The sequence below is a fragment of the Pseudidiomarina marina genome, from assembly GCF_044807045.1.
In the GTDB taxonomy this organism is placed as follows: domain Bacteria; phylum Pseudomonadota; class Gammaproteobacteria; order Enterobacterales; family Alteromonadaceae; genus Pseudidiomarina; species Pseudidiomarina marina.
Map to the genome: position 1 here is coordinate 1,194,493 of NZ_CP085233.1, position 20,082 is coordinate 1,214,574.

Annotated in this window: 17 protein-coding genes and 1 tRNA gene; 14 read left to right on the forward strand and 4 right to left on the reverse strand. The window is 47.4% G+C overall.

The annotated features are described in order from the left end of the window. Positions 1–3 precede the first annotated feature (3 nt). The 6 genes from LG272_RS05645 (at position 4) to LG272_RS05670 (ending at position 7,348) form a co-directional block, all read left to right on the forward strand. Positions 4–576, forward strand: a complete 573-nt coding sequence (locus tag LG272_RS05645; RefSeq protein ID WP_404409955.1) for a YqiA/YcfP family alpha/beta fold hydrolase — start codon at positions 4–6, stop codon at positions 574–576. A 56-nt stretch (positions 577–632) separates the two neighbouring features. Then, on the forward strand, positions 633–2,525 hold the full coding sequence (parE, locus tag LG272_RS05650; RefSeq protein ID WP_126758406.1) for a DNA topoisomerase IV subunit B: 1,893 nt from the start codon (positions 633–635) through the stop codon (positions 2,523–2,525). 14 nt (positions 2,526–2,539) lie between these two features. Continuing rightward, positions 2,540–4,780, forward strand: a complete 2,241-nt coding sequence (gene parC, locus LG272_RS05655) for a DNA topoisomerase IV subunit A (protein WP_404409956.1) — start codon at positions 2,540–2,542, stop codon at positions 4,778–4,780. A 61-nt stretch (positions 4,781–4,841) separates the two neighbouring features. Next, entirely contained in the window at positions 4,842–5,576 is a 735-nt protein-coding gene (locus LG272_RS05660) for a 1-acylglycerol-3-phosphate O-acyltransferase (RefSeq protein WP_404409957.1), read from the forward strand. Further along, a complete protein-coding gene (gene rraB / locus LG272_RS05665) occupies positions 5,569–5,931 on the forward strand; it encodes a ribonuclease E inhibitor RraB (RefSeq protein ID WP_404409958.1) in 363 nt (120 codons plus the stop codon). Before LG272_RS05660 ends, rraB begins: the two co-directional genes overlap by 8 nt. A 55-nt stretch (positions 5,932–5,986) precedes the next feature. Next, a complete protein-coding gene (locus tag LG272_RS05670; protein ID WP_126758410.1) occupies positions 5,987–7,348 on the forward strand; it encodes a GntP family permease in 1,362 nt (453 codons plus the stop codon). 28 nt (positions 7,349–7,376) lie between these two features. Here the strand turns inward: LG272_RS05670 and LG272_RS05675 are convergent, their stop codons facing one another. Genes LG272_RS05675 through pepA form a run of 3 tightly spaced genes read right to left on the reverse strand, consistent with a single transcriptional unit; the run spans position 7,377 to position 12,218 of the window. Next, positions 7,377–10,226, reverse strand: a complete 2,850-nt coding sequence (locus tag LG272_RS05675) for a valine--tRNA ligase (protein WP_404409959.1) — start codon at positions 10,224–10,226, stop codon at positions 7,377–7,379. 18 nt (positions 10,227–10,244) lie between these two features. Next, positions 10,245–10,700 (reverse strand): DNA polymerase III subunit chi, encoded by a 456-nt coding sequence (locus LG272_RS05680; RefSeq protein WP_126758412.1) that lies wholly within the window; start codon positions 10,698–10,700, stop codon positions 10,245–10,247. Between the two features lie 12 nt (positions 10,701–10,712). After that, positions 10,713–12,218 carry a leucyl aminopeptidase gene (pepA, locus tag LG272_RS05685; protein WP_404409960.1) on the reverse strand — a complete coding sequence of 502 codons (1,506 nt, stop codon included), beginning with the start codon at positions 12,216–12,218 and terminating at the stop codon, positions 10,713–10,715. 123 nt (positions 12,219–12,341) lie between these two features. Here pepA and lptF point away from each other — a divergent pair, with 123 nt between their 5' ends. Further along, positions 12,342–13,448, forward strand: a complete 1,107-nt coding sequence (gene lptF / locus LG272_RS05690) for an LPS export ABC transporter permease LptF (RefSeq protein WP_404409961.1) — start codon at positions 12,342–12,344, stop codon at positions 13,446–13,448. Further along, entirely contained in the window at positions 13,448–14,518 is a 1,071-nt protein-coding gene (gene lptG, locus LG272_RS05695; RefSeq protein WP_126758415.1) for an LPS export ABC transporter permease LptG, read from the forward strand. The genes lptF and lptG overlap by 1 nt, the downstream gene beginning before the upstream one ends. A 16-nt stretch (positions 14,519–14,534) precedes the next feature. Here lptG and LG272_RS05700 read toward each other — a convergent pair whose 3' ends face one another. After that, a complete protein-coding gene (locus LG272_RS05700) occupies positions 14,535–15,077 on the reverse strand; it encodes an RDD family protein (protein ID WP_126758416.1) in 543 nt (180 codons plus the stop codon). A gap of 199 nt (positions 15,078–15,276) precedes the next feature. Here LG272_RS05700 and LG272_RS05705 point away from each other — a divergent pair. The 6 genes from LG272_RS05705 (at position 15,277) to priB (ending at position 20,078) form a co-directional block, all read left to right on the forward strand. Beyond that, positions 15,277–15,363, forward strand: a tRNA-Leu gene (locus LG272_RS05705). Positions 15,364–15,676: 313 nt separating this feature from the next. Beyond that, complete coding sequence (gene rnr, locus LG272_RS05710) at positions 15,677–18,034, forward strand: ribonuclease R (protein WP_126758417.1); 2,358 nt, start codon at positions 15,677–15,679, stop codon at positions 18,032–18,034. Positions 18,035–18,047: 13 nt separating this feature from the next. After that, a complete protein-coding gene (gene rlmB, locus LG272_RS05715) occupies positions 18,048–18,794 on the forward strand; it encodes a 23S rRNA (guanosine(2251)-2'-O)-methyltransferase RlmB (RefSeq protein ID WP_126758418.1) in 747 nt (248 codons plus the stop codon). After that, positions 18,784–19,236, forward strand: coding sequence for a hypothetical protein (locus LG272_RS05720; protein ID WP_404409962.1), 453 nt, complete (start codon positions 18,784–18,786; stop codon positions 19,234–19,236). Before rlmB ends, LG272_RS05720 begins: the two co-directional genes overlap by 11 nt. Positions 19,237–19,366: 130 nt before the next feature. Next, on the forward strand, positions 19,367–19,741 hold the full coding sequence (gene rpsF, locus LG272_RS05725) for a 30S ribosomal protein S6 (RefSeq protein ID WP_126758420.1): 375 nt from the start codon (positions 19,367–19,369) through the stop codon (positions 19,739–19,741). Positions 19,742–19,775: 34 nt separating this feature from the next. Beyond that, positions 19,776–20,078, forward strand: coding sequence for a primosomal replication protein N (priB, locus tag LG272_RS05730; RefSeq protein WP_241967914.1), 303 nt, complete (start codon positions 19,776–19,778; stop codon positions 20,076–20,078). The last annotated feature ends 4 nt before the right edge of the window (positions 20,079–20,082 follow it).

Sequence of the window (20,082 nt, forward strand, 5' to 3'; positions counted from 1 at the left end):
GCCTTGTTGCTGTATTTACACGGATTTGAAAGTTCGCCGGGCAGTTTAAAAATCATTCAAACACAAGATTATTTGAAAGCGCATGGCGCCGGTGCCGATTTGCTATACGCTCCGCAGCAGCCATCACGCATGGCCGAAATACGAGCGTTGCTTGATGACCTGATTGAACATCGTCCAATTAAAGCGGTGATGGGAAGCTCGCTGGGGGGATTCTGGACGCATTATGTTGTGAGTAAATTGCGCCAACGCCATGTTCGCGGCGTTCTGATTAATCCAGCGGTGCGACCTTACAGTTGGATGCCGGAAGAGGTAACTGAGCGCGTTCACCCTTATACCAACGAACATTACCGACTCGATTCTCACGATCGTGAAGTTTTGATTGCAGCAGAGCAGCAGTTCTCGCAAGATGTGGAGTTAATGGTGCTGCTTCAAGCTGGCGACGAGCGTTTGGATTATCGGCTCGCCCGAGACTATTATCGAACTCAGCGAATGCTTGTTGAGCAAGGCGGTGATCACAGTTTTGTTGATTTTCCGCGCTACTTACCAGCTGTGCTTGAGTTTCTCGACGTCCTGTAACAGTATATGGGCATTCCTATAACAACGATTCCGTGCAACACGAGATAAATTAGCGCATGTCAGATTACAAAGCCGATGCGATAGAGGTCCTCAATGGCCTCGAACCGGTCCGTCGCAGACCGGGAATGTACACCGATACCACGCGCCCCAACCACTTAGGCCAAGAAGTCATCGACAATAGTGTTGATGAAGCTCTAGCTGGCCATGCACGCGAAATGGTGGTGACGTTACACCCTGATCAATCATTAGAAGTGCAAGATGATGGTCGTGGTATGCCAGTTGATATTCACCCTGAAGAAGGTGTGCCTGGGGTGGAGCTGATCATGACCAAGCTTCACGCTGGTGGTAAATTTTCTAATAAGAACTATAAGTTTTCGGGCGGTTTGCACGGGGTAGGTATCTCCGTTGTAAATGCGTTATCCACTCGAGTAGACGTAACCGTAAAACGTGATGGTCAAGTGTTTCAAATGGCCTTTGAGAATGGTGATAAGGTTTCTGAACTCGAGGTGACAGGCACTGTCGGCAAACGCAACACCGGTACGAACCTGCGTTTTTGGCCAGATCCGAAGTATTTTGATTCTCCCAAGTTTTCAGTACTGAAATTAACGCATTTATTACGTGCAAAAGCGGTATTGTGCCCAGGCTTAAAAATTACCTTCCGGAATCTCGTCGATAATGAAGAGCAAACGTGGTTATACGAAGATGGTTTGCGGGATTATCTCGTAGAGGCTGTTCGTGAACTACCAACGCTACCTGAAGAGCCATTCATTGGAGCCTTTGCTGGCAATGATGAGGCCGTTGATTGGGCCGTTACATGGCTGCCAGAAGGCGGTGAAGGTGTCACCGAGAGTTACGTGAACCTAATTCCAACGCCTCAAGGCGGAACCCATGCGAATGGTTTGCGTCAGGGCTTACTCGACGCCATGCGAGAGTTTTGTGAATTCCGTAATTTGTTGCCGCGTGGCGTAAGATTAACGCCAGAGGATATTTGGGATCGTTGTGCTTATATTTTGTCGGTGAAGATGCAAGATCCGCAGTTTGCTGGTCAAACCAAAGAACGGTTGTCATCTCGTCAGTGCGCCGCATTCGTCTCTGGGGTGGTAAAAGATGCGTTTAGTTTGTGGCTAAACGAGCACACAGAGCAGGCTGAGCAACTCGCTGAATTGTGTATTAACAACGCCCAGCGACGGATGCGTGCCAGCAAGAAAGTGGTGCGGAAGAAAGTAACTCAGGGGCCTGCATTACCCGGTAAGCTGACCGATTGCGCGACCCAAGATCCGGCTCGCGGCGAATTATTCCTAGTCGAGGGTGACTCGGCAGGTGGCTCAGCAAAGCAAGCCCGTGATCGTGATTTCCAAGCGGTGATGCCATTACGCGGTAAGATTCTCAATACTTGGGAAGTTGAGTCTGATCAAATTCTAGGCTCGCAAGAAATTCATGATATTTCGGTCGCTTTAGGGGTTGATCCTAACTCTGACGATTTGGAGCAACTGCGGTACGGTAAAATATGTATTCTCGCCGATGCTGATTCAGACGGCTTGCATATCGCGACTTTGCTCTGTGCATTATTCGTCAAACATTTCCGAGCTCTGGTTGATCATGGTCATGTGTATGTGGCAATGCCTCCATTGTACCGAGTAGACGTTGGCAAAGAGGTGTTCTACGCATTAGATGAAGCCGAAAAGCAGGGCATTTTAGATCGCATCGAAGCGGAAAAGAAAAAGGGCAAGGTGAACGTTCAGCGTTTCAAAGGGTTGGGTGAGATGAATCCATTGCAATTGCGTGAAACCACCATGGATCCGAATACTCGTCGCTTGGTACAACTGACCGTTGATGAACCTGAAGCGACAGAAGAGTTAATGGATATGCTACTTGCCAAAAAACGTTCGGGTGACCGTCGCGACTGGTTGGAAAGTAAAGGCAACTTAGTCGACTTGGCCGAGCTTTAAGGAGAATTATTCACATGTCTATGGATGCTTTAGAGCAACTCCCGTTACGCAAATTTACTGAAGACGCGTACCTCAATTACTCCATGTATGTGATCATGGATCGCGCATTACCGCACATTGGCGATGGTTTGAAACCGGTTCAGCGGCGCATTATTTATGCCATGTCTGAATTGGGATTATCGGCGCTAGCAAAGTATAAAAAATCAGCGCGTACCGTCGGTGACGTACTAGGTAAGTTTCACCCGCATGGTGACAGTGCTTGTTATGAAGCCATGGTACTGATGGCGCAACCATTTTCGTATCGCTATCCGTTAGTTGATGGGCAAGGAAACTGGGGGTCGCCAGATGATCCGAAATCATTTGCTGCGATGCGATATACTGAAGCGCGTTTATCGCGTTTTAGCGAGGTTTTGTTAAGCGAGCTGGGGCAAGGTACCGTTGATTGGACGCCAAACTTTGACGGCACCATGAAAGAGCCTCGCATGTTGCCGGCTCGTTTACCACATATTCTGTTAAATGGGGTTACGGGTATTGCCGTTGGTATGGCAACCGACATACCGCCGCATAATGTTCGAGAAGTTGCGCAAGCTTGTGCGCTTTTATTAGAGAAGCCTAGCGCCGATTTAAGCGAAATTATGGAACATCTTCGTGGTCCGGATTATCCAACGGACGCTGAGGTGATCACGCCACATCACGAAATTGTGAAGATATACGAATCGGGGCGCGGCACCATTCGGATGCGGGCAAAATATCACATGGAAGATGGTGAAGTCGTCATTACCGCTCTGCCACATCAGGCGTCAGGTGCAAAGGTACTCGAGCAAATTGCAGGGCAGATGCAGGCTAAGAAATTGCCAATGGTTACTGATTTGCGCGATGAATCAGATCATGAAAATCCAACCCGTTTAGTGATTGTGCCACGTTCTAACCGAATTGATGTTGAGCAAATGATGCAACACTTATTTGCGACAACAGACCTCGAGAAAAACTACCGTGTGAATTTAAACATGTTAGGTCTTGATGGTCGCCCACAAGTAAAACCAATTCTTAATGTGCTCAAAGAGTGGCTGGTGTTCCGTCAGGAAACCGTGACTCGTCGTGTTCAGTATCGACTCGACAAAATCTTAGCGCGGTTGCACATTTTGGAAGGTTTGCTCATTGCATATCTCAATATTGACGAGGTGATTGCTATCATCCGTCATGAAGATGAGCCAAAACCCGTACTGATGGCGCGCTTTGGTTTAACCGATACGCAAGCAGAAGCTATTTTAGAATTGAAATTGCGTCATTTAGCCAAACTGGAAGAGTTTAAGCTAAAAGGTGAGCAAGAGGAGTTAGAGAAAGAGCGTCAGCAACTTGAGCTCCTGCTTGGCTCAGATCGCCGCATGAAAACCCTCATTCGTAAAGAAATTCTCGCCGATGCGGAAAAGTACGGTGATGATCGTCGTTCGCCGTTGGTTGAACGCCAAGAAGCAAAAGCGCTAAGTGAACGTGATTTGACACCAGCTGAGCCTGTTACCGTGGTGCTTTCGAAGAAAGGCTGGGTGCGCGCCGCGAAAGGACACGATGTTGATGGTGCAAACTTAGCCTACAAGTCGGGCGATAACTTCTTAGCGCAAGCTGTAGGTAAGAGCAATCAACAAGTGGTATTCCTTGATAGTTCGGGGCGCAGCTATTCGTGCGAAGCGCATGCATTGCCGTCGGCGCGTACGCAGGGTGAGCCGCTTACCGGGCGCTTTAGCATGGTTGCTGGCGAAACGGTTGACCAAGTGCTCATGGCAAAAGATGAACAGCGGTACTTGTTAGCATCCGATGCTGGGTATGGCTTTATTTGTAAGTTCGGCGATTTAGTTAGTCGGAATAAGAATGGTAAGGCAATATTGAATCTACCAACTGGTGCTAAAATACTGCCGCCAAGCACAGTTACAAATGTTGAAAGCGACCTTCTGGCCGTCGTATCAAATGAAGGACGTATGTTGCTGTTCCCAGTTCGCGATTTGCCTGAACTTGCAAAAGGCAAAGGCAATAAAATGCTGAGTATTCCTGCTCTGCGCGCACAATCACGTGAAGAATACGTGGTTGCGGCCGCTGTAGTGCCGGCTGATTCAGCAATTACCTTGCTGGCAGGAAAACGGAAGTTGACCTTGAAACCGTCTGATTTAGAGCATTATCGCGGTGAGCGCGGTCGTCGTGGGAATAAATTACCACGAGGATTGCAGCGTGTTGATGCAATAACTGTCGAAAATCAGGACTGATCGGACGTTTTTCGACGCCTAACAGGTTATACTAGCGAGCATTAGTGATTAAGGAGACTACATGCTGGCTGTTTTACGTATAGTACTGTTAGGCGTTTTCATAGTTGTTGGCAGTACGCTGTTATTGCTGTTCTGTGTGTTCCGACCATTTCATCGAAACAATACTGCTGTTGCCGCACATTGGTACGGTCGGATGCATCGTTTGTTAGGGGTCAAGCTTGATATTCGAGTTCCGGATGAAATTTCAAAAGGCGGACCCTATGTCTACATCGCCAATCATCAAAATAGCTATGATATTTTTACATTAGCGCGCTCAATGCCGTTAAGTACGGTAAGTATTGGTAAGAAAAGCTTGAAGTGGATACCTTTCTTCGGTCAGCTCTATTGGCTTGCAGGAAATATCCTGATCGATCGCAAGAACAAAGGTCGTGCACACGGTACAATTGAGCAAGCTGCAGAGGCGATTCGTAAACGTCAGCTCTCAATTCTCTTATTCCCAGAAGGTACGCGAAGCTATGGGCGTGGTCTACTACCGTTTAAAACCGGCGCATTTCGCACTGCAATGCAGGCGGGAGTCGACATCGTTCCAATATGCGTATCGAATTTGCATGGCCGCATTAAACTGAATCGTTGGAACAATGGTACGGTTGTTATTGAAATGCTTAAGCCAGTTAAAATTGCGAACTACAGCGCCGATTCAATTCGCGCTTTAGCCGCTCACTGTCACGAACTGATGCAGTCTAAAATTAGTGAACTTGATCACGAATTAGCGCAAGGAACAACAACGCATGGCTAACGATCTTTCTGAGTTATTGAAGCAAAGCGATGAAACAGTCGCCGCACTGATTGCTGATGGCGCTGATCCACAGGAAAAATTCCAGATTGAGCATCACTTAGTCAGCTCTGATTTTACCAAGCTCGAAAAAGCAGCCGTAGAACTGGTAAAGGTAGGCTATCATGTTGATGATGCCGATGAATTTGAGTTGGACGATGGTTCGCGTTTATTTGCATTTGTTGCCGTGAGTGAGGTAAAACTTGAAGCAGAAGTTTTGCAGGCGCAAACCAAAGAAGTGACCAAAATAGCAGACATCGCCGGTGTCGATTACGACGGCTGGGGCACGTATTTCGGTGAGGACGACGAAGAAGAATAGCGACGTTCCATAATCACCGCGCCCGCTAAGAACAATAATAGAAGGGCATGACATTATGTTAGGTGATTTGGGACTCATTATTGGACTCGTTTTACTCATTATATTGGCGTTACGCGGCGTTAATATTCTTTTGGCAGTGCTGTTGTCGGTGTTGGTGATTGGCGTTACCAATCACCTACCCATATCCGACATATTTCTAAAACATTTTCCGTTTGGCCCATCCGGGGCTTTTAGTTTTGCTGGCAACTTCCTTTTATTATTTCTGTGTGGTGGCTTATTTGGGCGCATTATGGCAACAAGTCATGCCGCTCAAGGCGTCGCCGTTGGAATAACCAATAGGTTGGGGCAAAAACGCGCTTTACTTATCGCTATGCTCGTTTGTGCTGTATTAACTTATGGTGGTGTGGTCGTCTTTGTCGTGATGTTTACCATGTATCCAATTGGCGTCACCTTAATGCGCACCGCAAATATTCCTCGACGCCTTTATGCGGCAGCAATAGCACTTGGGGCGGGAACCTTCACCATGACCGCGCTACCCGGCACGCCGTCGATACATAATGTTATTGCCGCACGTAGTTTATCGACTGATCTTTTTGCCGGAGGCTGGTACGGCGTATTAGCCGCGCTGGTGATGGCTGGTTTAGGAATGTGGTACCTTCAGAGGCAGTGGCAGCGCGCTCAGCAACAGGGCGAAGACTACATTGCGAATGACAAAGACCAGCATATGGCCGCATTAGCTCCCAAACCCGGTGAGGCCCTACCTGGGCTGTGGATGTCATTAATGCCAATCCTTCTGGTATTAGCAACAATCGTATTACCACGAGCGCTTCAAAGTTTTGGAATCGATAGTGATTGGCAAAAGTTTGCGTCGACGCAACCGGTTTTATGGGCAAGTTTTGCTTTACTCGTGGGCAGTGCTTTGTGCTTTATTCTGTTTCCGCAAGTGCGTTCGCAGTTTGTTAAAGCAGCAGGCTTAGGTGTTGACGATGCGCTGCTTCCGCTAATCAATACGGCAGCGGTGATTGGATTTGGTGGGGTTGTTATTCAAACTTCGGGATTCCATGCATTTGCGCAATGGCTTCTCGCGTTAGACATGCCAGCGTTGGCTTCTGTGTTTGTTTCGGCGAATTTGATTTCAGGTGTCACTGCTTCTGCATCCGGCGGCTTACAGATTTTTATGTCAAGTTTAGCGCCTGCGTATCTTGAGGCTGGTGTGGCACCAGAGCTTTTGCATCGTATCGCTAACCTTGCGGCAGGCGGTTTGGATTCGTTGCCACACTCGGGGGCAGTGATTGCGTTACTGACCCTCATGGGCTTAACCCATAAAGAAGCGTATAAAGATATTTTTGTGGTGACCGTTGTTATCCCAATGCTAGCGGCACTGATTGCCGTTGTAGCTGCACTCGCATTCGCTTAAAAATGTGAGTGCAGCTTAATGTGCTAGATTAAAGTGCGGCTATTTTAGCGCGTTGCTGTTGAAGCTGTTGGAGTGTTTCCTCGGCTTCAGCTTGCTTGGCGCGTTCTTTCTCAATAACATCAGCTGGCGCTTTGCTAACAAAGTTTTCATTGCTTAGCTTACGCGTAAACAAATCAAACTCCTTTTGAGCCTTTTCAATCGCTTTATCAAGACGAGCTAACTCTGCTGCGGTGTCAATTAAGCCTGCCATCGGAATGTGAATTTCCATACGGCCAACCAAAGCAGTGGCGCTCGCTGGCGCTTCATCGCTAGAGTCCAAGAAAGTGACAGATTCAAGTTTTGCCAACGCGCTTAAGAAGTTAGCGTTTTCTTCAAGTCGCTGACGAGCAACGTCATCGGCATTTTTAAACAATACAGGTAATGGCTTACTTGGTGACAAGTTCATTTCGCCACGAATATTGCGTACCGCTACGATGACTTGTTTCAACCATTCCATATCATCTCGCGCTGTCGCAAACTGTTGACTTTGCACTTGCGGATATGGCTGTAGCATGATGGTATCGCCGCTAACGCCAGCGAGTGGCGCAACGCGCTGCCAAATGGCCTCAGTAATGAACGGCAGTAACGGATGTAGCAAACGTAACAACTGTTCAAGCACGGTAATTAACGTGTGACGCGTGCCACGAAGTTGCTCGGCGGTACCGTTGAAGAGTACGGGCTTGGTTAACTCCAAGTACCAATCACAGAATTGGTTCCAGGTGAACTCGTAAGCAATACTCGCCGCTTGATCAAATCGGTAATTATCAAGCGCACTACGGAACTGCTTCACGGTGTCGTTAAACTGTTCAATAATCCATTGATCCGCTAGCGATAATGCCATTGCGCCGCCATTGGTACCGCAATCTTGCTCTTCAGTATTCATCAGCACATAACGGCTAGCATTCCAAAGTTTATTACAGAAGTTGCGATAACCTTCCAGACGTTTCATATCCCAATTGATATCTCGACCGGTTGAAGCTAATGCCGCTAGGGTAAAGCGTAGTGCATCAGTACCGTGTGCAGAAATACCTTCTGGAAATTGCTTTTCAGTCCGCTTTTTAATTTTTGCTTCAAGCTGCGGCTGCATCATATTCGCGGTACGCTTTTGTACCAATGATTCCAAATCGATCCCGTCAATCATGTCGAGTGGGTCAAGCACGTTGCCTTTTGACTTCGACATTTTTTGGCCTTCTTCGTCACGAATGAGGCCGGTGACGTATACCGTTTTAAATGGCACTTGTGGTTTACCATTCTCATCTTTTAGGAAGTGCATGGTCATCATGATCATGCGGGCAACCCAGAAGAAAATAATATCAAAACCAGTCACCAATACATCGGTTGGGTGGAAGGTTTTTAAGTCATCCGTATTTTCTGGCCAACCGAGCGTTGAGAACGTCCACAGTGCAGAAGAGAACCAAGTGTCGAGCACATCGTCGTCTTGACGGAGCGTGATGTCGCCTAAATTATGCTTGGCACGTACTTCAGCTTCATCGCGGCCGACATAAACATTACCCTGTTCGTCATACCAAGCTGGAATGCGATGTCCCCACCATAACTGGCGAGAAATACACCAATCTTGAATGTCCCGCATCCAAGAGAAATACATGTTCTCATACTGCTTGGGTACGAATTGAATCTCGCCATCTTCAACCGCTTTGGTCGCAACTTCGGCTAAAGGTGCGACCCGTACATACCACTGGTCGGTTAGATACGGCTCAATTGGCACGCCACCGCGGTCGCCATACGGAACCTTATTCGTATGTTGCTCAGTTTTGTCGAGCAAGCCTTGCGCATCAAAATCAGCGACAATTTTCTTGCGTGCTTCGAAGCGCTCTAGACCTTGATAATCGGCTGGAAGCGTACCATCGAAGCCATCAATGCTTGGCAGCTCTTCGCCTGTTGGGGTATACAAACCGGCTTGTACTCGGATATGTGCATGGTTGTCTAACACAGCAATCATTGGCAAATTGTTACGTTTACCAATGTCATAATCATTGAAGTCATGAGCTGGAGTAATCTTCACACAACCGGTACCAAACTCTTGATCGACGTAACTATCGGCAATGATCGGAATTTTGCGTCCAACAATCGGTAGTTGTACGTGCTTACCGATAAGGGCTTGATACCGCTCGTCATCAGGGTGTACGGCCACACAAACATCGCCAAGCATGGTTTCAGGGCGTGTCGTAGCAACGACCAAGTAGTTTTTGCCATCTGCAGTCTTTGCACCGTCAGCAAGAGGGTAGCGTAAATGCCAAATATGACCTTGTTGCTCTTTGTTCTCGACTTCCAGATCAGAAATAGCTGTTTGCAGTTTCGGATCCCAGTTCACCAAACGCTTACCGCGGTAAATTAGGTTTTCTTCGTGTAACCGAACGAACACTTCTTTCACAGCATTGGATAAACCATCGTCCATAGTGAAGCGTTCGCGATCCCAATCAACTGAATCGCCAAGGCGACGCATTTGTGAGGTGATGGTTCCGCCAGATTTCGCTTTCCAGTCCCAAATTTTTTCAATGAAGGCTTCGCGACCAAGCTCTTGACGGGTAACACCTTGAGCTGCAAGTTGGCGCTCAACAACCATCTGCGTCGCAATACCAGCATGATCGCTGCCTACTTGCCAAAGCGCATTGTAGCCGTCCATTCGCTTGTACCGCGTCAGCGTATCCATAATGGTGTGCTGAAACGCATGTCCCATGTGCAAGCTGCCAGTAACATTGGGCGGCGGAATCATAATGCAATATGAATCGCCGTGACCTGACGGTTTGAAATAACCTTGCTCTTCCCAATTTTTGTAGAGCGCTTGCTCAATGGCTTGCGGGGAATACGTTTTATCCATAGAAACCTTCACTTCGTTCTATTTGGTTGATGATTTTATCTGCTCAGATGCATTTACGGTTTGTAACTCAACACCTTGATGACGATAAGTCTTATATCTTTCTCGTGCTGCTTGACGTTCGCTTTCTGCTGAGGGAACACGTTCTAAAATAAGTCGAGCGCCTTGCCAGTTTGGTATGTCAGCCATCAAATTAACGACCGCTGCTGTGCGTCGTTGCGGAACGTTAGCCTGCGGCCAACACAGCTCGACTGGCGCACCTTGCGCAGGCCCTTCGCCCACGAGATTATGCGGCACAAAGGCATCTGCTGGCGCTTGCCATAGTGCTTCATCTAGCTGCTCAGCAGTACTTTGGTCAGGGCACCAAACGCGCACACTGCGAAACTCGCGCCAGGCTTGCGCGATACGCTCGCAGAAGAACTGTCGTTGTTGCTCTTCGTTGAGTCCATCGAGTACGTAAAAAATGCCCTGCGCCATAATGTGCTCAGCTTAATCTTGCTCGCCAGAGGCGGTGCGGTTAATGATGAATTGCGTTAACAGAGCGACTGGTCGACCGGTTGCTCCTTTTTTGGCACCACTTCGCCACGCTGTGCCAGCGATGTCGAGATGGGCCCAATGATATTTCTTCGTGAATCGAGATAGGAAGCAAGCAGCCGTAATTGTTCCGGCATCGCGTCCACCAAGATTTGCCATATCGGCAAATGGACTGTCGAGCGCTTCTTGATACTCGTCCCATAACGGTAACCGCCATGCACGATCACCACTTTGTTCAGAGGCTGATAGCAATTCATGAGCAAGCGGGTTATGACTGCTCATTAATCCGCTAGCATGATGTCCAAGAGCAATAATACAGGCTCCAGTCAAGGTGGCGATATCAACAACAGCTTCTGGTTCAAAGCGCTCAACGTAAGTCAGCGTATCACATAACACGAGGCGACCCTCAGCGTCAGTGTTTAATACTTCAACCGTTTGGCCACTCATGGTAGTGAGTACGTCACCTGGGCGATAAGCACGGCCATCTGGCATGTTTTCACAACCAGCGATGGCGCCAATTACATTGATCGGTAGTTGTAACTCTGCGATGGCTTGCATAGTACCTAATACGGCCGCGGCACCACCCATATCGTATTTCATTTCGTCCATATTGGCTGCAGGCTTTATGGAAATACCGCCAGCATCAAAGGTTAGCCCTTTACCGACTAATACAATCGGAGCGTGCTCTTTTGCGGCACCTTGATAATGTATTAAGCTTAATACGGATTCGTTTTCAGAGCCGCGGCCAACAGCAAGGTACGCGTTCATACCAAGCTCAGCCATTTCTTGCTCGGTGACCGCCGTAAACGACATATTGTCATAGTTACTCGCCAACTCTTTACTGCGTTCAGCCAAATAGCGAGGTGTACAAATGTTGGGTGGCATATTAGCTACATCGCGACAAATCGACATCCCTTTAGCAACCGCTAACCCATGTGTAATCGCTTTTTCGCTGAGCGGGAGCTCGCGGCGAGTTGGTACGTTGAAAACTAGCTTGCGCAGAGGACGACGCGGCTCTTCTTTGCGGGTCTTCAACTGATTGAACGTATACAAACCACTTTGCGCCGCTTCCACGGCTTGGCGGACTTTCCAGTAAGTATCGCGACCTTTAACGTGCAGCTCACTGAGAAAACAAACCGCTTCCATAGAACCTGTTTCGTTCAAAGTATGGATGGTTTTTTCTATAATTTGTTTATACTGACGTTCATCGAGCTCGCGTTCCTTACCACAACCAACGAGCAGTACGCGCTCGCTAAATACATTAGGAACGTTGTGTAACAGTAGCATTTGGCCTGATTTGCCTTCGAGATCGCCGCGGCGTAATAGGTTACTCAGGTAACCACCGCTCACTTTGTCGAGTTGCTCTGCTACACCGGATAGGCGGCGTGGTTCGTATACACCGACCACGACACAGGCAGAACGTTGTTTTTCAGGACTGCCGCTTTTTACGCTGAACTCCATATGTGCTCCCGTTTGCTGCGGTTGACAGTAGATCGCTGTCGTAGAATAATTCTTGTGAAAATGACAAGTTTACTTAAAATTCGCAGCATTTCCAGTAAAAAGCAATGTTAAGAGTGGGTTTCAGTGCGCATATTTCGCTATTTAATACGTGAAACATTCAAGTCTCAAATCGCCGTATTGGTGGTGTTGATGACGATATTTGTAAGTCAGAAGTTTGTTCGCGTATTGGCTGATGCATCAGCGGGTGAAATTCCAAGCAATATTGTGATCCAGCTACTTGGTCTGAATCTTCCTGCGCTTGCTGCATTAATCCTTCCACTAAGTCTTTTTCTTGGCATCCTGTTAGCTCATGGTCGCATTTATGCAGATAATGAAATGACCGTTTTGCATGCTTGCGGTGTCAGTGAGTGGTATGTCACCCGAGTAACACTCGTGCTCTCCATTGTGTTGGCTATTATCACGGCAACATTGACACTTTATTTAGTACCATGGTCACTAGAACAAGAACGTGTCGTGGAAGAAAAAGCGAGAAGTGAAAGTGGGCTTAGCGTGATTATGCCTGGACGCTTTCAACAAGCCAGTAACCAAAAAGCGGTGATTTATGTTCAAGGTCTCAACGAAAATGGCGACCTTGACGAAGTCTTTGTAGCACAGTCATTGCGTGACGAAGATGACCAAGTAATAGGTGGAAGTGTCGTTATGGCAGATCGCGGCAGTGTTATTGCCGCCGACACAGGCGCGCAAACCTTGGTTTTGAACAATGGTATGCGTTACGCGCAAAGTTTTATTGAAGGTGAATTCCAAATTATGCAGTTTGACGATTATCAACTGCAAATTAAAGAACAAGAAGGCTCAGAATATATTCGCAAATTAGAGGCTTACAGTACCCTCGAGCTTATGCGTGAGCAGGATGCTGAAGCTCAGGCTGAGCTGCAATGGCGTATTGCAATTCCGCTAGCAATGCCTCTTTTAACACTCATTGCGGTGCCGCTGAGCCGTGTTAATCCGCGTCAGGGCAAGTTTGCGCGAATGGCACCTGCGTTGCTGATTTATCTTGGCTACTTTTTGACGTTAATGGCGGCGCGTTCAGCCGTTGCCGATGAGGCAATTCATCCAGCTATCGGTTTGTGGTGGATTCATATTTTACTGCTTATTTGCGGAATAATACTTATCGGCAAAGGTCGGCCTTGGGGGCTCAAAGCAATGGCTAAGCTGAAGAGGTCACGTTAATGTTTTCTATCCTTGATCGCTACATTGCACGTTCTGTACTCGTTACCTCGTTACTGAGTTTGGCGGTACTGAGTGGATTATCAAGTCTGATCCGTTTTGTGGAACAGCTAAAGTCAGTGGGTAAAGGCACCTATTCGGTAGCCGATGCCGGATTATTTGTGCTGTACAGTTTACCCCGAGATATTGAAGTGTTTTTCCCAATGGCTGCTCTTTTAGGTGGCTTGATTGGGATGGGAATGCTAGCGAGCAATTCAGAGCTTGTTGTTATGCTCGCGGCCGGTCGCTCGAGATTGAATATTGTCGGTTCAGTGATGAAGGCTGCAGTAATTATGATGCTAGCTGTTATGGCGATGGGCGAGTGGATTGCGCCCGAGCTCGAATCTCACGGTCGCGAACTTCGCGCCCGTGCAATATCAGGCGGCAGTCTAATTTCTGCACAGCAAGGGATTTGGGCACGAGATGGGCTTAGTTTTGTCAATATAGGTGAAGTGGAAAACACGGGTCGGCTTCGTGACGTCACTATTTATAACTTTGACCAAAATAACGAACTTGAGTCGATAACCCAAGGCCGATCAGCCACCTATGCTGCCGATCAATGGCGCCTTATGGAAGTGACCAAAACCCAATACACACTTGATCGAATTATTCAGTCTTCGCAACCAACGTTTATGTGGCAATCATCCTTGACCCCAGACAAGCTTGGCGTTGTAACGGTAAAACCTGAATCACTTTCAATTCGGGGGTTATTGGATTATCTCGATTATTTAGAAAGTAATCGTCAGGCTGCCGATCGCTACGAGTTAGCACTTTGGCGAAAATTATTGGCGCCAATGACCGTTGCTGTGATGTTGCTTGTAGCGTTGTCATTTATCTTTGGGCCGTTACGCTCAACAACCATGGGCGCTCGTATTTTACTGGGTGTTATCACTGGCTTCGGTTTCCATGTTAGCAACGAAATATTTGGTCCGATGGCTCAGGTGTATCAGCTACCGCCAGTTTTAGGAGCGTTGTTGCCAAGCTTGATATTTGCGGGATGGGCACTTTGGATGATGGGGCGCCGCGGAAGTTAGCCGCGGCGTGAGAACCTTACAACTCTTTCCAATAATACAGTTGATTGGCTTCTTTTGAGAGGGTTACGAGCTCGGTTCCAGCGGCATAGTCATGCCATGCTCGACGATTTTTAAAATCAACTAAAACCCATAAATTCCCAAGCCCGAATGCACATGTTAGAACGCGAATCAGTGCCTGTTTTTTCGTTAATCGGTGGCCATTACGTTGTTGTACTTTGAGTCGCCAAGCACGCATGCCAATTGTTTGTCCGCTACGCCACCAAAACCAACCAAAAAATAATCCCAGCACGGTTATTAAATAGATACCGTAAAGGGGCGTTTGATTGAGCCAATCTGCGGCGGTGAACGATTCAGTCAGTTCAATAATACCCATCTTACTTAATATGGCAGGTAGCAACATGGCAATGCCCGAGGCGAGCATTAAAATTGCAACGGCAACAAGTAAGTCATAAACCATGGCGGCTATGCGCCGAAGAAATCCAGCGCTGGGGAAACTCGCATGAATTTGAGCGGTGGTTCGAGGAGCTTGTTGATTTAAATCTTCGGGTTGGTCGGTCATGGCTGTGTATTGGCCTCTCTGCTCATTTGATGGCAGCTATCTTAACCAAAACTTACCGTGGAACACTAATTTTTAAATGAATATGGTTATGAAATAATCGAACGAACAAATGTTCACTAAAATGTCTTGATTGACGGTAATGGTTCAGTATAATGCGCACCATACTTCAGCTAGCCAAGCTAGCGCAAAAGTCCCCAGTGCCTGGGTGGCGAAATTGGTAGACGCAGCGGATTCAAAATCCGCCGGGATAAAACCCGTGTCGGTTCGAGTCCGACCCTAGGCACCACTTCCTAAAGACGTTATTCGTTACTGGTTATTCGAAAAGACAAGTGCAAAAGCGTGTTTCGTTGTTCGTGCGCTACGCTCTTCGTCCGCTTCGCTGTTCGGTACTTCAACAACAATCTTGTTTCGGAATTTCTTTTGCTGCAAGGAACTTGCGTTCTTTGGCTTTAGTCTTATCTTTAACGAATAACGAATAACGAATAACGAATAACGAATAACGAATAACGAATAACGAATAACGAATAACGAATAACGAATAACCTGTTATGCTTAGGTTATTCATTCAATGCAAGAACGCATTGCTAATATGAGAAATTATGACAATTAAAGAAAAAGATACCCCCGAATACGAAGTAGAAATTCCCTCGCGCGAGCAGCTCCTAGACGCTGTGAAAGCTCGTCTCAAGCCCATGCAATTTGAAGAACTTGTCGAACAATTTCAGCTCAGTGACGAACGTCAACAGGTAGGCTTAAAACGCAGGCTACGGGCTATGGAGCGTGATGGCCAATTAATTTATACCAAAGCTAACGCCTATGGTTTGCCAGACCGAATGAATTTGATAAAAGGTCGAATTATTGGCCACCGCGATGGCTTTGCGTTTTGTCGTCCGGATGAGGGTGGGGCTGATTTATTCATTCCTCATCATCAAATGTACAACGTTTTGCACGGCGATAAAGTGTTGGTGCAGCAGCAAGGTACCGATAGTAAAGGCCGTGTTGAAGGGCGTGTGGTGCGGGTTATCGAACCTCGCCAAGGCGACATTGTCGGACGCTATTTTGTCGAGCATAACATTGGCATGGTTGTACCGGATGATAGCCGCATTAACCAAGACATTCTTATTCCAGAAGGTCAGGCAGCCGGAGCACGGCATGGGCAAATTGTGGTGGTTGAAATTACCCAACGACCGACTCGACGTAGTAGTCCGCTCGGCACGATCACAAAGGTGCTTGGTGAACACATGGCACCCGGCATGGAAATTGAAATTGCCATTCGCGAACATGATATTCCAAACACGTGGTCTGCTGGCGTTGAGCAAGAGCTCGCTCGGTTTGGTGAGACGATTCCAGCAGAAGCTTATGAAGGGCGAATCGATTTACGCGAGTTGCCGTTAATTACCATAGACGGTGATGATTCTCGTGACTTTGATGATGCAGTGTGTGCCGAGCCTAATGGCGACGGCTGGCGCTTATGGGTGGCGATTGCTGACGTGAGCTACTATGTGCGTCCCAACACGGCATTAGATAAAGATGCTTTTGAGCGCGGAAACTCGGTTTATTTCCCGAACTTTGTTGTTCCCATGTTACCGGAAAAACTTTCCAATGGATTGTGTTCATTAAATCCAGATGTTGACCGGCTTTGCATGGTCGCTGAAATGGAAATTAATGCGCGGGGTAAACTACAAAAATCGAAGTTTTATCCGGCAGTAATGAATTCACATGCGCGACTAACTTATACCAAAGTTGCTGCAATTCTCGATGGTGATCCGAAGTTACGTGCTGAATATGATCATGTGATGACGAATATCGACCATCTACATGGATTGTTTAAAGTGCTTAAAAAAGCACGCCAACAGCGTGCTGCAATTGAATTTGAAACATTAGAAACGCGTTTTATCTTCAATGCTCAACGGAAAATTGAATCAATTGAGCCAGTGCGTCGAAATGTTGCTCACACCATTATTGAAGAATGTATGATTATGGCGAATGTCGCCACGGCTCGACTGATAGAAGGGCATGAAGAGGCTGGCGCGCTGTTCCGTGTGCATGAGCCACCATCAACTGAGCGCTTAAGTGCATTTCGAAGTTTCTTAGCAGAGCTAGGAATAACCATGAAAGGGTCAGATGATCCGAGTTCACGCGACTACACCGAAGTTTTACAACAGGTGGCTGAACGTCCTGATGCTGAATTGATTCAAACGATGTTACTTCGCTCGATGCAGCAAGCGGTGTATAGCCCGGATAATGCGGGACATTTTGGATTAGCGCTTGATGAGTATGCGCACTTTACTTCGCCCATCCGTCGTTACCCAGATTTAATTTTGCATCGAGCAATTAAGGCGCTGTTGAAGAAACAACAAGGGCCCAGTCCGGCGCTAGAGGGCGCTTGGATGTATCCGGATGAACAACTTGATGAACTTGGAGCGCACTGTTCAATGACTGAACGTCGCGCCGATGATGCAACGCGTCAAGTTGATGAATGGCTCAAATGTGAATACATGCAAGACCATATTGGCTCTGAGTTTGGTGGTGTGATTGCCGCGGTGACTAATTTTGGCTTGTTTGTGCGTATTGATGACATGCAAATTGATGGTTTAGTGCATATCAGTAACCTTTCCAACGACTATTATCAATTTGACGGCGAAAAGCAGATGCTCATTGGTGAAAATAGTCGAATTGTTTATCGGTTAGGTGATAAAGTCCGCATCCGTGTCAAATCGGTTAATTTGGATGAACGTAAAATCGATTTAGACTTGTTGTCAGCGGAAAGCCCGATGGGTAAAAATCGCATGCCGGAAGGGCACCATCCGAGTACGCGTGGCGAGCGCAACAAGCCTTCTGCTACTAGTAAGAAGCAGAAAAAACAAGCGACTAAAGCGCGAATCAAATCGAAGCGAAAAGCGACCGAAGCGACGCGAAAAGGTAAGAAGCCAAAAAACAAAAAAGTAAGAAAGTGAGTCAATAATTATCATGAGTAAAAAAGTCACCATATTTGGCATGCATTCGGTGCGCGCTTTGTTAGAGCAGCACCCAGAGCGTTTGGTCGAAGTATTTGCCACCCGAGAGCGTCAAGATAAACCGTTACAGTTATTAGTCAGCCAAGCTCAGCGATTAGGTTTACGCGTCCAATTTGTGCCAAAGGCGACGCTCGATAAAAAAACCGAAGGTGGTAATCACCAAGGAATCGCCATTACTGCGCTTGAAGCACCGCAGTTAACCGAGAATGATTTGGATAGCCTATGTGACAAAGCCGGGAAACGCGCGCTGTTCCTAGTTCTCGATGGTGTGACTGATCCGCATAATTTAGGTGCTTGCTTACGCACTGCCGACGCCTCTGGGGTTACTGCCGTGATTGTTCCAAAAGACAAATCGGCATCGATTACACCAGTGGTCCGCAAGGTGGCAAGTGGTGCGGCCGAAACCGTACCGTTTGTCCAGGTAACGAATTTGGCGCGTACTTTACGACAGTTGCAAGATAAGCAAGTGTGGGTGATTGGTACGGCTGGTGAAGCTACACAAGAACTCTATGCTGTCGACCTTAAAGGGCCTGTCGCTATTGTAATGGGTGCAGAGGGTGACGGTATGCGCAGGTTGACACGGGAAACCTGTGATGAGCTCATTAAAATCCCATTATTAGGCACCGTCAGTAGCTTAAATGTGTCTGTCGCTACCGGTGTTTGCTTGTATGAGGCGGTGAGGCAACGTCATGGCAATTAAGCGTAGCTGGCGGCCATTATTACTCGCGGGGTTAGTGATTGCCATGTTAGCACTAGCATGGTTGCCCGTTGGCGATCTTGATCCAGGCAAGCGCTCAAACAAGCCGTACCTATATGTTTCCTACGAGGTTACCGGTACTAAAAATCCGCAGTTAGAAGATGTTCTGTTTGATGTAGAACAACGAATCGAAAGCCGTCATGAATGGCGATTGCTCGATCAACCACAAGACCATGCCTGGACACTCAATGTTACGGTTGAAGCTGCTGATTTACTGCAATTGTCAGGGCAGTTGAGCGCGCCAACAGAAAGTGACACAAGCTCTTCGATACAACGTTTTAAAGTGCAAGGGCAGATGGAAACCTTTGGCGCATTGCCGGAGCAGTACGTCAAAATATTAATTGAGCTTGTTGAAAACGGCCATAAAGTGCAATCAAGCTTGTGATTGCAGGCGTTATAGGCTAAAATCCCGCCGCTTAAATCAGTCTGAAGTATTTTATTCATTTAAAAAAGCGTTCCTTGCTGCTGAGGGTGTGACTGAGCCAGTCAGTAGCTATGAACCATAAGGAGCAGAAATGCGTCATTATGAAATCGTATTCATGGTCCATCCAGACCAGAGCGAGCAAGTCCCTGGCATGATCGAGCGTTACAGCGAGACCATCAAACAGGGAAGCGGTACCATTCATCGTTTAGAAGACTGGGGCCGTCGTCAGTTGGCATACCCAATCAACAAGTTGCACAAAGCACACTACGTGTTGATGAACATCGAAGCGACTGCTGAAGTTGTTGAAGAGCTGGAAACAGCTTTCCGTTACAACGATGCGGTATTACGCAGCATGATCATGCGCAAGAAAGAAGCGGAAACTGAAGCTTCTCCATTGAGCAAGAAAGACGAGCCGCGTAAGAGCGAAAGCCGTAACGAAGAGCAAGACGACAGCGAAGCGGCATAAGCCGTAACTCACTGAGTCTACTATTGTGGAGCCTGTGCAAAATAACTATTGCGTAAGCGGCGAGATTATCAAACCGCCTCAATTGACGCACAGTCCGGCTGGCATTAGCCACTTACGATTTGTCTTAGAACATATTTCTGAACAAATTGAAGCCGGTCTCCCACGTCGCAGTTATGTCAGAATTACTGTGGTTTTAAGTGGCGAGAAAGCACCGCAATGGGCAAACGAATTAAAGGTTGGAACTGCAGTACAAGCCACTGGTTTTTTGAATCGAATAGAAGATAAAAACGGTATTGGCAAATTAGTACTACACGCCCAGCAACTTGTGAAGATTTGAGGAG

Excerpts from the sequence above, each read along its gene's own strand:
- rlmB (WP_126758418.1), top strand. The coding sequence starts at position 18,048 with ATGAGTAAAAAAGTCACCATATTTGGCATGCATTCGGTGCGCGCTTTG.
- LG272_RS05720 (WP_404409962.1), top strand. The coding sequence starts at position 18,784 with ATGGCAATTAAGCGTAGCTGGCGGCCATTATTACTCGCGGGGTTAGTG.
- lptG (WP_126758415.1), top strand. The coding sequence starts at position 13,448 with ATGTTTTCTATCCTTGATCGCTACATTGCACGTTCTGTACTCGTTACC.
- LG272_RS05680 (WP_126758412.1), bottom strand. The coding sequence starts at position 10,700 with ATGGCGCAGGGCATTTTTTACGTACTCGATGGACTCAACGAAGAGCAA.
- parC (WP_404409956.1), top strand. The coding sequence starts at position 2,540 with ATGTCTATGGATGCTTTAGAGCAACTCCCGTTACGCAAATTTACTGAA.
- rraB (WP_404409958.1), top strand. The coding sequence starts at position 5,569 with ATGGCTAACGATCTTTCTGAGTTATTGAAGCAAAGCGATGAAACAGTC.
- LG272_RS05670 (WP_126758410.1), top strand. The coding sequence starts at position 5,987 with ATGTTAGGTGATTTGGGACTCATTATTGGACTCGTTTTACTCATTATA.
- rnr (WP_126758417.1), top strand. The coding sequence starts at position 15,677 with ATGACAATTAAAGAAAAAGATACCCCCGAATACGAAGTAGAAATTCCC.
- LG272_RS05700 (WP_126758416.1), bottom strand. The coding sequence starts at position 15,077 with ATGACCGACCAACCCGAAGATTTAAATCAACAAGCTCCTCGAACCACC.
- LG272_RS05675 (WP_404409959.1), bottom strand. The coding sequence starts at position 10,226 with ATGGATAAAACGTATTCCCCGCAAGCCATTGAGCAAGCGCTCTACAAA.
- parE (WP_126758406.1), top strand. The coding sequence starts at position 633 with ATGTCAGATTACAAAGCCGATGCGATAGAGGTCCTCAATGGCCTCGAA.
- LG272_RS05660 (WP_404409957.1), top strand. The coding sequence starts at position 4,842 with ATGCTGGCTGTTTTACGTATAGTACTGTTAGGCGTTTTCATAGTTGTT.
- pepA (WP_404409960.1), bottom strand. The coding sequence starts at position 12,218 with ATGGAGTTCAGCGTAAAAAGCGGCAGTCCTGAAAAACAACGTTCTGCC.
- rpsF (WP_126758420.1), top strand. The coding sequence starts at position 19,367 with ATGCGTCATTATGAAATCGTATTCATGGTCCATCCAGACCAGAGCGAG.